The organism is Sphingobacterium sp. UME9 (assembly GCF_014170215.1).
Lineage (GTDB): Bacteria > Bacteroidota > Bacteroidia > Sphingobacteriales > Sphingobacteriaceae > Sphingobacterium > Sphingobacterium paramultivorum.
The window spans coordinates 431,102-444,568 of the sequence record NZ_LZZP01000005.1; the positions used below are offsets into that span (position 1 = coordinate 431,102).

8 protein-coding genes and 1 riboswitch are annotated in these 13,467 nt (G+C 40.2%); of the genes, 3 read left to right on the forward strand and 5 right to left on the reverse strand.

The genetic code is table 11. The annotated features are described in order from the left end of the window. Positions 1–67: 67 nt before the first annotated feature. Both A9970_RS10355 and A9970_RS10360 read left to right on the forward strand, forming a co-directional pair. Positions 68–1,738, forward strand: a complete 1,671-nt coding sequence (locus A9970_RS10355) for a glutamine--tRNA ligase/YqeY domain fusion protein (RefSeq protein ID WP_182330657.1) — start codon at positions 68–70, stop codon at positions 1,736–1,738. A 461-nt stretch (positions 1,739–2,199) separates the two neighbouring features. Next, on the forward strand, positions 2,200–2,865 hold the full coding sequence (locus A9970_RS10360; protein ID WP_182982221.1) for an OmpW family protein: 666 nt from the start codon (positions 2,200–2,202) through the stop codon (positions 2,863–2,865). A gap of 145 nt (positions 2,866–3,010) precedes the next feature. Here A9970_RS10360 and A9970_RS10365 read toward each other — a convergent pair whose 3' ends face one another. The 5 genes from A9970_RS10365 to A9970_RS10385 form a co-directional block, all read right to left on the reverse strand. Further along, positions 3,011–6,040 carry a DUF2723 domain-containing protein gene (locus tag A9970_RS10365; protein ID WP_182982222.1) on the reverse strand — a complete coding sequence of 1,010 codons (3,030 nt, stop codon included), beginning with the start codon at positions 6,038–6,040 and terminating at the stop codon, positions 3,011–3,013. Between the two features lie 247 nt (positions 6,041–6,287). Further along, positions 6,288–7,244, reverse strand: a complete 957-nt coding sequence (locus A9970_RS10370; RefSeq protein ID WP_153844338.1) for a methylenetetrahydrofolate reductase — start codon at positions 7,242–7,244, stop codon at positions 6,288–6,290. Positions 7,245–7,314: 70 nt separating this feature from the next. Continuing rightward, positions 7,315–7,417: riboswitch (SAM riboswitch) on the reverse strand. Positions 7,418–7,635: 218 nt separating this feature from the next. Beyond that, on the reverse strand, positions 7,636–8,487 hold the full coding sequence (locus tag A9970_RS10375) for a hypothetical protein (RefSeq protein ID WP_182982223.1): 852 nt from the start codon (positions 8,485–8,487) through the stop codon (positions 7,636–7,638). Positions 8,488–8,590: 103 nt separating this feature from the next. Then, positions 8,591–9,115 carry a ribosome maturation factor RimM gene (rimM, locus tag A9970_RS10380; RefSeq protein WP_075994448.1) on the reverse strand — a complete coding sequence of 175 codons (525 nt, stop codon included), beginning with the start codon at positions 9,113–9,115 and terminating at the stop codon, positions 8,591–8,593. A 119-nt stretch (positions 9,116–9,234) separates the two neighbouring features. Continuing rightward, a complete protein-coding gene (locus A9970_RS10385; RefSeq protein WP_075994449.1) occupies positions 9,235–9,756 on the reverse strand; it encodes a 30S ribosomal protein S16 in 522 nt (173 codons plus the stop codon). Between the two features lie 359 nt (positions 9,757–10,115). Between A9970_RS10385 and A9970_RS10390 the strand changes: the two genes are divergently transcribed. Continuing rightward, complete coding sequence (locus A9970_RS10390) at positions 10,116–13,466, forward strand: exodeoxyribonuclease V subunit beta (protein WP_182982224.1); 3,351 nt, start codon at positions 10,116–10,118, stop codon at positions 13,464–13,466. Position 13,467 lies beyond the last annotated feature (1 nt).

Genomic DNA, 13,467 nt, shown 5'->3' on the forward strand with positions numbered 1-13,467 from the left:
CTCATGCTAAGCCGAATATCTACGATCTCCTAGCTAATATTTCACGGCGAATAATTAACTTTGTATTATGAGTGAAGAAAAATCATTAAATTTTATCGAGGAAATTGTCGAAGAGGATCTTCGTACAGGGAAGCATGGCGGACGTGTATTGACACGTTTTCCTCCTGAGCCAAATGGTTACCTCCACATTGGTCACGCCAAATCCATCTGCTTGAATTTTGGATTAGCACAGCAGTATAATGGCAAGACTAATCTACGTTTTGATGACACTAACCCTGTCACTGAGGACACTGAGTATGTTGAAAGTATCAAGAAAGATATTCAATGGCTTGGATTCCAGTGGGCAGAGGAATTATATACTTCAGATTATTTCGAGACACTATATAGTTATGCCGTTGATCTAATTAAAAAAGGTCTAGCTTATGTCGACGACAGCACTGCTGAAGAAATTGCAGCAGCAAAAGGTACCCCAACAGAACCGGGTGTTCCAACTCCCTATCGCGATAGGTCTATTGAGGAAAATCTAACCTTATTCGCGGCTATGCGTGCCGGTAAATACCAAGATGGTGAAAAAGTGTTACGCGCAAAGATTGATTTAGCTAGCCCGAATATGCATTTGCGTGATCCTTTGTTATACCGCATCAAACATGCACATCATCACAGAACAGGGAATCAATGGTGTATCTACCCGATGTATGATTTTGCGCATGGACAATCAGATTCCATTGAGAAAATCACACATTCGATCTGTACGCTGGAATTTATTCCACACCGTCCACTTTATGATTGGTGTATTGATAAATTGGAGATTTTCCCTTCTAAACAATACGAATTTGCACGTTTGAATATGACTTATACCGTCATGAGTAAACGTAAATTGCTGCAGTTGGTCAATGAGAAGTTTGTTGAAAGCTGGGACGACCCGCGTATGCCTACGATCTCAGGATTGCGCAGAAGAGGGTACACACCTGCGAGTATCCGCAACTTCTGTGAAAAAATCGGTGTTCAAAAACGTGAAAACATGATCGATGTCAGTCTTTTGGAGTTTTGTATCCGTGAGGATCTCAACAAAACGGCATGGCGCAGAATGGCTGTTCTTGATCCGATCAAATTGGTGATCACAAACTATCCTGATGGTCAGGTAGAGGATCTTGTCGGTGAGAACAATCCAGAAGTCGAAGGTGGTGAAGGTTCACGCTCCATTCCATTTTCAAAGGAGCTCTGGATAGAGCGCGATGATTTTATGGAAGATGCACCAAAAAAATTCTTCCGTTTAGGCCCTGGGCTTTCTGTACGTTTGAAACATGCTTACATCGTCACCTGTCATGATTTTGTGAAAGATGAAAACGGCAATGTAACGGAAGTTCATTGTACGTATGTTCCAAACTCAAAATCAGGAGAAGACACTTCGGGACTAAAAGTAAAAGGAACAATCCACTGGATCTCGGTTCCACATGCAAAAGAAGCCGAAGTGAGATTGTACGACAGATTGTTCAATGATGAAAATCCTGCTGCTGCAGAAGATTTTAAAGCATCGATCAATCCGGAAAGCCTACATATTATTGAACGTGCTTACATTGAACCGGATCTTGCAAATGCAACGCCGGGGAAAGGATATCAATTTATACGATTGGGGTATTTTACCTTAGATACACATTCAACTCCGGCTCATTTAGTCTTTAACCGTACGGTTACATTAAAAGACTCTTGGGGTAAGGAAGTAAAGAAAAACGCGTAAAACCGTAACCCATAAAAAGAAGAGGTTGGAAGTGATTCCAACCTCTTCTTTTTATAGTGTATTCTTATCCCCAATATTCTCCAACATGCCGGATTTATATCCCCATTAATCTTGCTAAACTACACCTCTGTCAACCTCTTGAAACATCCGCTCTCATAGCATAAAGCTTCGCAAAGGACCCACTGCTGCTCGAAAGTGACCACCTTTTATCAGGTTCGCCTGTTCTCAAGCTAGATAAATGCTAGAAATATGCCTGCCCATTTACTTTCTTCGAACTGAAAACCTACAACAGACGATTTATGCCCTCCCGTACTTCTCTTTTTTTTACAGCAGTAATTTATAAAGGTACATCATCTGCAATAAGAAAAACGTCGTATCATTCATTTTTCAACCTGATTATCGTCACTCTTTTGCCGTGATTTTAGCAATAGTTTTACAGCAAACAAAATACCCTTAATGATATGAAAAAGCTACTTTTAATTGCACTAACACTCACCCTAGGCGCACTAAGTTTACAGGCACAAACAATCCCTAATCAACGCTGGCAAATGAGACTCAGAGGTGTGACAGTCATGCCAAACGAATCGGCCAATATTAATACCATAGGCGGAGACGTCGACATCAATACGAAATTGATCCCTGAACTGGACTTCACCTATTTCTTCACAAAAAACATTGCTGCGGAATTGATCCTTGGGACTACAAAACATAAAGTTAATACAACAGGTTCAAATTTAACTGCCATTGGTGGTAGTTCATCCAGCAATGTCGATCTTGGCAGTGTATGGCTCCTTCCACCTACACTGACAGCTCAGTATCATTTCCTCCCCGATGGTGCCATTAAACCTTATGTAGGTGCAGGAATAAATTATACAATATTCTATAGCGTCAACGCGGGACAAACGGTAAAAAATGTAAAATACGATAATGCTTTCGGTTTTGCGACTCAACTGGGAATTGATTTTAAGCTATCTGAAAAATATTTCGTGAATTTGGATGCGAAGTACATTCTTTTAAAAACCGATGTCAATGTTGATGCATCAAATCTTGCACCTAACTTATCCATACCGGCAAAAGTTGACATCAATCCCTTCCTGCTCGGCTTTGGTGTCGGCATGAAATTCTAATCATTTGGCTCATTCCCTATCCTATATGTATCGAGGCCTCTTCCAATATTTTAGAAGAGGCCTCATCTGGTTTTTTACCTCAAGTATAGCAGTCAATTTACCGTTTAGGCAGACCGCGTAAATTTGGTTCAGTGTGTCATCAAAATTATTCTACTCCGTACCAATTTTGATATTGCTGTCTCAAGCGCTCAACACGTGCCAATCGCTTGGTATCTTTTGCTTCCAATAAAATAGCCTTATACCGGTCTACAGAGTCCAAACCGGTCTGAATATCATTCCACTCGAAGCTCAGGTTTTTCTTATCCGTCACCAACTGATGTAGATACTCCATATTTTCAGCCACATAATCAAGGTTTCTGTCCATCATCCTGTTGGCTAGCTGAGGTTGTCCCGAACGATATAGACTGTCGATAATATCGGCATAATTGATGGCATCCGACATCGCATATACGCGATCTGGTAATTGATCGTATGCTTTTTTTGCTACTTCCCCAGCTTGTTTGACCTGACCATTGGCCAAGAGCATCCGGGCGGCTTTTCCAAATATATCACGGGCGTACATACTTGTAAAGCGAAACGAATCTGTATCTAAATACTGTGCATTTTTAACATTGCCCCAATGATACGTATGCATAATATTGTTATATAATGCTTCCATGTTAACTAGCCCGGCCTGCTCATTTCGTTTTCCTGTCGACTGATCTGTAGCAGCGACGGGCATCAATCGGGAAGTAAAGCCCTCATTGACCAGGTATTTATCCAGGCCCAATTTAATGTCACTTGGCAGCATGTTCGAAAAATATATTGGTCTGTCCCAATGGTTATTTTCAAGCACCGATAACAGGGTTAAATCCGCCCTGGTCAGATGATCATTCGGAATTTCCCATTCCATTGCAGAAACAATAGCGCCCTGAAAATAAGCCGGAACCGCTTTTTTCTTAACCACCTCCTCTTTATCAATGCGCAATTGGACCTTCTTGGAAGGGAAATAGTTTTCCATATCACCTGAATTCAGCTGAACTTTATACTCGGGATCATCCGATGTGACAAACTGCAATAATTGCTGTATATCCACCGCATTGTCAAGCCGTCTATCCACAAAAGGGATATAATCACGAACGCCTTTTTTCGTCTTTTCAGCTGGGATCGTCACGGGAAGACCTGCCGCTTGATACGTCGGCTGCTTGGCCTGTTGCATATACCAATCGCCAGTCAGATAACTTAATACCACAACCCGAACATCCGGACGTACTCCTTCCACTTCTTGCAAATACCATACAGGAAATGTATCATGATCTCCATAGGTAAATAGAATAGCATTTGGAGCACAGGATTCTAAATAATTACGTGCCATGTCCCTTGCCAGCGATTTTTCAGAACGATTATGATCATCCCAATTTTGATGGGCCAAAATAATGGGACCGCCCAATAAAGCGAAAGAAATACCTGTCGCTAACGCATACCTTGTTTGTACAAAACGGTTGAGAAACCGAACAAATGCTATTGCTCCCAGTCCGATCCAGATCGCAAACGCATAAAAAGATCCTACGTAAGCATAATCTCGTTCCCGAGGTTGCATAGGAGTTTGGTTGAGATAAACAACGATCGCTATTCCCGTAAACACAAACAGTAAGGTCAAGACCAAGGTATAAGGTTTATTATTTCGGTACAACCAGATCGCTCCGGCTATCCCCAGTAGCAGTGGAAGGAAAAAATAGGTATTCCGGCTCGGGTCATGCTCCTGCGATTTGGATATTTTATCTTGTCCTCCTAAACGCCAATTATCCAATGGTTTAATCCCCGACAACCAGTTGCCGTCACTATAGGTCCCATACCCTTGCCTGTCATTCTGTCTACCGACAAAATTCCACAAGAAATATCGGGTATACATATCGCCCAGTTGAAAATTAAAAAAGAACTTAAAATTATCCGAGAATTGTGGCTGCTGCCCCTCCTTCAAATTGAGGTAACTCCTATAATAAGCTTGATGGGCTCCATCTTGACTATATATGCGGGGAAAGAAAGTTTCCTTATCAAACGTATACTTATCGACCTGACTAAAAGGAATATACCCTGATTCATCTTTGCGATAACCGGTTTTACTCTCGACACCAACGACTTGTGAATCATAATTGGGTCCTTTGAGTAAAGGTTCCCGGATATATTGCTCCCGGCTCAGATAACCCAAAAAAGAAAACACATTGTCTGGCGCATTATTGTTTAACGAGGGATTCGCTTTTCCACGGATCAAAACCATGGTATAGGAGCTATACCCAAATAGAATAAAACAAAAGACCAGCAGCCCGGTGTGGAGTGTGTATTGCCGCTTTTTATAAGAATAATAGAGCCCATAAATGAGGAAGCTCCCCAACAGCAGACAAAAGAAGAAGATGCCTGAGCCAAAGCCCAAACCTAGCGAGTTTACAAACAAGAGGTCTACCTTAGCTGCGAGACCGACCAACCATTGAATAATTCCCCACAAAACGGCCCCCAAGATCAGCACTCCTACCAAGAAAGCTTGTATTGTGCCTTTCGCACTAACCTGTCCTGCTCTTCTGAAATAGACAACCATCGCTATAGCCGGAATTGCCAACAGATTTAATAGGTGCACTCCGATCGAAAGGCCCATAACAAAAGCAATAAAAACCAGCCAACGATCGCTACCTTCTTCATCTGCACGCACTTCCCACTTTAAAATTGCCCAAAAAACAATCGCTGTACACAATGAAGACATCGCATATACCTCAGATTCAACAGCCGAATACCAGAATGAATCACTGAAGCAGAAAGCCATTGCACCAACTAAACCCGCAGCAAAAATTTGGAAATAATTCGATAATTGAACTTTCTCTTGCCTGTTGAGTATCCTTTTGGCAATTGCTGTTATCGTCCAGAATAAAAATGTAACAGTAAGCCCACTGCAGATTGCGGATCCAATATTCATCCAATAGGCAATTTTACCTGCATTACCAAAAGCCAGGTTGGAAAATATATTCTGAATAAGAAGAAATAATGGTGCTCCCGGTTGGTGTGCCACTTCCAGCTTGTAGGCACAGGCAATAAATTCACCACAATCCCACCAGCTTACCGTCTTTTCAACGGTGGCGATATATACACATGTAGCAATTAGTCCGCAAGCAAAGCCGAGTAGAGAATTTAATCTAGTGTACTTCATAAGGTCAATTTGGTCTATTGTTAAAATCCTTTTTAGCACTTTAAGTTAAAAAGTTATCCTGACTCCAATAAGTTAATTAACACTATTTAACACAAGTATCTGACTATAAACAGGCTATTAAACCCTGAATATACAGATCGGCCTAAACCACACTATCAAAATTCTGGACATATTTTAGGCTTTCACAACGAATACTGCCATAAAAAAAGGGAGCTTATGCGCTCCCTTTTCGTATTATTTTTATGAGTTAGGCTAGTTTTTCAACAATCTTCTTTGTTGGACCGGGATTACTCATCGTATAGAAATGTAATACCGGAGCGCCAAATTTAATCAGCTCCTGACATTGTTGCACCAACCACTCCTCACCGACTTGTCTGACGTCGGCATTCGTTTTACATGCTGAAACAGCATCGCTCAGTTCCTCCGGAATATCTAAATGAAATATCCTTGGTAAGGTCACCAACTGCTTTTTCGTTGTCAGTGGTTTTAATCCTGGAATAATAGGCACATGGATTCCATTGTCTCTACATTTTGTTACAAACTCTTTGTATTTTTCAACATTAAAGAACATCTGAGTCACAATAAACTCTGCTCCCATATCGACTTTTTGTTTCAGATATTTAAAATCAGTATTGAAATTTGGCGATTCAAAATGCTTTTCGGGATATCCCGCTACTCCGATGCAAAAATCAGTCTTTTCCGATGTGATAATGTCTTCATGCAGATACTTTCCTTTATTCATATCAGTTACCTGTTCCAATAGGTCTGTTGCAAAAGCATGTCCACCATCGCTCGGTATGAAATCGGCATCGCCCTTACGTGCATCTCCCCGCAATACCAAGACGTTATCTATCCCCAGAAAGTTCAAATCGATCAGGGCATTTTCAGTTTCCTCTTTTGTAAAACCACCACATATCAAATGGGGCACCGCATCTACTTTATATTTATTCATGATTGCAGCACATATCGCCACTGTCCCAGGACGTTTACGATAGGAAACGCGTTCCAGTAATCCACTCGCATGCTCTTTATAGATATAATCTTCCCGATGGTAGGTTACGTCGATAAAAGGAGGTTTAAACTCCATCAGTTCATCCATGGTTTTAAAAATACTTTGGATGCCCTGCCCTTTTGCCGGTGGCAATAGCTCAAAAGAAAACAATGTTTTTCCTTTGGCATTCTGGATATGATCGATAATCTTCATTAAAAAACTGTTTTTAGTTTGGTTGGCTTACATCGAAACGCACAAGTCGAGGAATCGTTTATCTACATGTAACTTATCTTTCCCACATGGAGTAGGGTAGAATTTAGCACCTTGAACAATACAGGTTGCTAAGGCTTCAACGGGTCTAGTCCCTCGGCCTTTCTCTATAAGCGTTGCTAATATCGTTTTAAAAAATCAAAAGACAAAAATATTTTTTCGAAAAGGCAAAAATAGCGGCAAAAAGACTTCAATAAATGCGGCTTCAGGTTTATTCCCAGTCAACAACAGGAATTTACGCTCCACCAAAAGTAAAAGACTTAAAAAAACAGATAAAATTAACGATCGAGGATCATCGACAGCGAAGAGATTGACTATGCCACAACAGGATTGGCTAAAGATTCGCTGCCAGGGAATTCCGTAGATTTTTGAGATAAAATGTGATCAATAAGAGTCCTGTAACATGGTACTCCTCTTTCGATCCAAATTTAAAACCATCAAATAAATATTGATAGGCGACTAATGCATTTTTTTCGTTGTAAAATAATTCCTTCCAAGAATCGGGAACATCTGCCCATGCCTTGAGCACAATGCCATTCTCAGCATAAATAATGGGTGATTCAACACCATCCATTCGATAATCGTGATGTGTACCAGAACTTGATATGTGTTGGAAATAAGCGATAGAATAATCTACAAAATTCAATGCCCTGGCTTTTATCTCCTTTTCACTTTCTGATTTTACAGGGGCATTTCGCCATAGATTCACTTGACTATCAAATTTGCTGGGGGTCTCCCGGATAGGGGTTTTATCTAACGCAAAGTTGATATAAAGTCTTTCGCTAGTGGGTATACGTGCTGAGCTAAACTGTGAAAAATCACCTCTCAGCTGAACAAAATCGCTTTTTACCTTAATAATATCTAATGCGAGGCTACCTTTTTTCTCATCGGTCAATTCTAATCGATCGCCATTGAATCTATACTTACCGAAGAGTAAGATATCATCGATCGCCATGACAAACTTGTCTTTATCATGGAGAGAGAGAAAGGATCGGTATATCGTAGGATCATTACCATAGGTATCTGCCTCGACATTTTGGGGTGATTCTCTTTTTACTTTATGATACTCTTCATTTGAATAGCCCAATATCATTTGGTAATTGCCTTCAGGAAAGTCCTTTTTCTTCCCAAAGAAAGCACAAGAAGACAACGAGAATATGAATAGCAGCAGTAATAACGGTTTCAAAATAAATCAATAATTATGGCCAGTAATAATATACAGACCAAGATAAGAAATTACTGCAATAGTTCGTATACGGCTATTTATTTGAATAAGCTCGGGGATATGCTTATTCTTTATAAAGATCCACCAAGCCTTCTGGCAATTCAACTTCAATGATCTCCTCTTCGCCATCGATTCCTAAGATCAAATCATCAGACAACGGGAACATCAGTTCTTTACCGTCCATATTTACCGAAGCGACAAATTGTTGTGGAAATTCCTGAACATCTGTTATTTGCCCCAATTCACCATGGTTTTCATCAATCACTAAAAAACCGATTAAATCAGTATATCTAAAATCATCTGGATCGCGCTCGGGCATCTTATCATTGGAAAGATATAGCTTTTTACGTACAAGTACTTGAGCCTTATCGATATGATCCACATCCTCAAATGTCACATACGCTGTACTATTTTTTTGAAATTTAATGGTATCAACAAAATAAGGAACAAGCTTTTTGTTCACTTCCACAAAGACAACATCGATATTCAAACTCTCGTATTCCTCGAATTCAAAAAATAGTTGTACTTCTCCTTTAAGACCTCTTGTTTTACTGATGTAACCGATGTAAAAGCTTTGATCAATAGTCATATATTTCGTATTTAGCGATTAGCTGTGAGACATGATTTGGCGAACCATTAGCCTATTGGCTGTTTCAAAAAAAGCCGGCTCAAGATTGAGTCGGCTTTCTCGAATACTTTATGAAAGAATTAACCTTCAGTTTCTTCTGATGCAGGAGCTTCAGTCTCTTCAGCAGCAGTTTCTTCCGCTACAGGAGCATTTTTAGCAGCTACAGCAGCAGCTTTTTCTTCTTTTTTCTTAGCTTCAGCCACTAAAGCAGCTTTTTTAGCTTCAGCTTTAGTTTGTGCTAAACCATCTTTTTTACCAGAGATTCTTGCATCATTAGCTTCAGTCCAAGCTGTAAATTTAGCTTCAGCAGCAGCTTCATCAAAAGCACCTTTTTTCACACCACCTTGCAAGTGTTTTTTGTAAAGAACACCTTTGTAAGAAAGGATAGCGCGAGCAGTGTCAGTTGGTTGAGCACCTTTATTCATCCAATCCAAAGCTTTTTCAAAATCCAAAACGATAGTTGCTGGATTTGTGTTTGGGTTGTAAGAACCAATACGTTCGATGAATTTACCGTCACGTGGAGCGCGAGAATCCGCTACGACTACGTGGTAAAAAGGACGTCCTTTTTTACCGTGTCTTTGCAATCTGATTTTAGTTGCCATTTTTTAATTTTATTTTATGTATTCAACATATCCCCCGAGCTTCATACTAGAGGGGATGCAAAGATAGTTATTTTTTTTTAATCATCATTATAATTTAATAAAACTTCACTGAAAACGACAGGGTTAGCTCTTTTCAACAAGCTCTTTCAACCGTAATACCTACACCTTAGACCTTCATCTTTTCTTGCTTCCATACGGAAGCTACAACAAACTTTTCAAAAATCAAGACAAAAAACAGCTCCTTCCTTCAAAAGGACACCTTTACCAAATGTAAACAGGATGAACCGTTTGGGTACAGTGCCTTCGAAATAGTCATCGACATTTTTGCCAATTCACTTTTTACTTTCTACCTTCATTCCATGAAATCTGTTGCGCCATTAAAAATACTAAAAGCTTCAGCCGGTTCGGGAAAAACCTTTAGCTTGACTTTACACTATCTCACGCTCCTACTCTCCAACGAGAATAGCTATAAGGAGATTTTGGCGGTGACATTCACCAATAAGGCAACCGCCGAGATGAAGGAACGTATCCTCTCGGTACTCCATGGCTTGGCAACAGGCAATCGTAGCCCTAAAATTGAAGATATCAGAAAGCTTTTACTCCAGCAGCAGCCAGACTGGAATCCGCATCTGATACAGGAGAAAGCTTTTCGGGTTTATCGACGTATCCTACATGACTACAGTCATTTTACCATAAGTACAATTGATGGTTTTTCCCAAAAAGTCATTCGTGCATTTACGTATGAACTCAATCTTGATGCTGCTTATAAGATTGAAATGAATGTCAATAAAGTGAAAAATGACCTGACAGTCATGCTTAATCAATTGCTGGATGAACGACCCGACCTACTGGATTGGATTATCGCTTATGCGGAAAAGAAAATAGCAAAAAATGAAAATTGGAACTACCGTCAACAACTAATGGGTTTGGCAAGTCTTATTTTCTCTGAAAATTTCCAGGAATTTGATGGTGACATCAATTCTGCCAATCCAAAGGAAGTTTTTAATCTCCTCAATCAGGAAGTTGAACAGAAGATAAACTCCTTCACTGAGGCGCTCTCCATGACAATTGAAGCCTTTAGTGAAACATTTAAGAATTTTAATATCTCCGAAAGTGACCTGAAAGGTAAATCGCGCAATAAAATAATCTCCGCTAGCAAAACCAATAAAAAAACGGAAAAGCTGAGCGCTTCCGAAATCGCCAAGGTACTGGAAAAATATATCCAGTTGATCGACAATGAAGATGCTTTTACAGATAGTGACAAAAATATACGTCATGATCTTATCGCCGCACTCGGGCCCATTCTGGCATCGTTCCAAAAGCTACACGATAATCTATCGGCTTACATTGCTTATCAAGCGGTACAAAGTAATCTCTATTACCTACGCCTGCTCAAGGAAATGAGCGATTTACTGACGCAATGGCGGCGGGACAATGGTGCTCAATTAATCTCCGACTCGCAGATTTTATTAAACAAACTCGGACTTGATGAAAATAGCGATCCAACATTTATCTGGGAGAAGATCGGCAATCGCTTTAACTACTTTTTGTTTGACGAATTTCAGGATACTTCGCGTATTCAGTGGAAAAACTATAGTCCGCTATTGATCAATGCATTGGCAGATGCCAAAGGCACAATCAGCGAACACCTGATCGTTGGGGATGTCAAACAGAGTATCTATCGCTGGCGGAATGGGGATTGGCGTATACTCCTGCAACAGGTAGAACAACAGGTTGGTCATACCTTTCACTTAGACGAGGATAGCAAAACCACCTTTATCGAAAACGGAAGCCTCGACACCAATTTTAGAAGTCTTCCAAATATCATCCATTTAAACAATTACCTCTTTAGCAGTATTCCCCAACATCTGCAACAGGTACTGAATGAAAAAGTATTCGAAAGCCTTGATGAAGAAGGTAAACAATGGTGGATTTCTGCTGGCAATGACAATATGCTGGTCAAAGCTTATGAAAACAGCCAACAGGAAGTACCTGAACATAAAAAAGGGAAACTTGACCAATTAGGATCTATCGAAATCTCCTACATTCCTGTCACTGATGGACGCTATAGAAGAAATCAGGTTATTGAAGAATCGTTACTACAACTATGTCAAAAAATAGGCGACTGGATCGGTAGCGGACGATATCAGGCGCAGCAGATCGGTATCCTGGTACGGAGTAATGTACAGGCTAAATTGGTCATCCAAAAGCTCATGGACTTCAAAAAAGAGCAGCAACTTACATTTGAAGTGATATCTGGTGATGCTTTATCCTTAGCGAGCAATGATGCTGTACTATTATTGATCGAGACGTTGAAGGCTTTAGTCTATAATTCAGATAAACATACCATCCATAAAGCAAAGATGGTCTATCTATACCAGCATATTCAAAATAAGACAATCGATCAGAATGCATGGTTAAAATTTGCCAGCAACGACATCCGCGCACTTAAAGATTATCTCCCTGGGGCGCTGATTGACTCCTGGGAAATGGCACAGAAACAGCCTTTAGTTCATTTAATTGAAAAACTCATTGAAATCTACGGTTTCACAACCACAGATAATATCCACCTCCCTTACCTCCTCGCATTCAAAGATATGATCTCAGCTTTCTCCACCAATGGCGAACGTGGCATTATACAGTTCCTGGAGTTTTGGGAAGAAGATGGCAACCGGGCGGTGCTCCCTTCCAACGGAGAAATTAATGCGATCGAGGTAACAACAATTCACAAATCAAAAGGTCTAGCCTATGACGTTGTGATGATTCCATTCTGTTCCTGGGATCTCGATGGCATGATCAATGGCGATTTTTGGATAGAGACCTCGGATACTCCTTTTTCCCAATTGGGAAAAATTCCAATAAAATATACATCTACAGTCGGCAAATCTGTATTTTTCAAGCAATATTTTGAAGAGATGCTGTTCAACTACATGGATGCACTCAACACATTCTATGTAGCAACAACACGTGCTGTTGAACACCTCTATATTACGGCACCTTCCTTTAAAGAATCTGTTGACAAAAAAACGGGTGAAATTACAGGATATGATATTAAAGACGAATATATCAGCGATGTGCTTTATCAAGTCTTGGATAGCCCGATAGCTCCGTTTGCACTGGAAGAAAAAGGTATACACATCGATCAAACGATCGAACAAAAAAAACATCAGGCTCAAAAAGACAATATTATTTCCCTTCGCCATTACCCCATTTCCAAAGAATTGGAAATGGCCTTAGAAAAATCGAGTACACGTAACATCAATGATATTATGATGCTGGAGAAAGCCGCGCAGTACGGTATATTGGCCCACGATATTATGGCTCAAATTTCAAAGGAAGAAGACATCCATAAACTGGTACGCCGACTGATCCAGGAAGGAATCCTTTCCAAAGAGGAAGAGCCTTTTCTCATGCAGGAGATCAATCAGATCTGGAAGCACCCCATGATCAATAAATGGCTCACCGGAAACTATAAAATCTGGAATGAAGCAAGCATTATTACCGCCAAGGGTGAGACCATTCGTCCCGATAAAGTCTTCACCTCCGTGGAAGAAACAATCGTTCTGGATTTTAAATTCACACAGACAGACTATATTGGGCACAAGTATCAAGTCGACAACTATAAAAAGAATTTGGAGAACCTTGGCTATAACAACGTTAAAGCCTATCTCTATTATGCGAAATCAAATCAATTAACTGAAGTAAAATAAA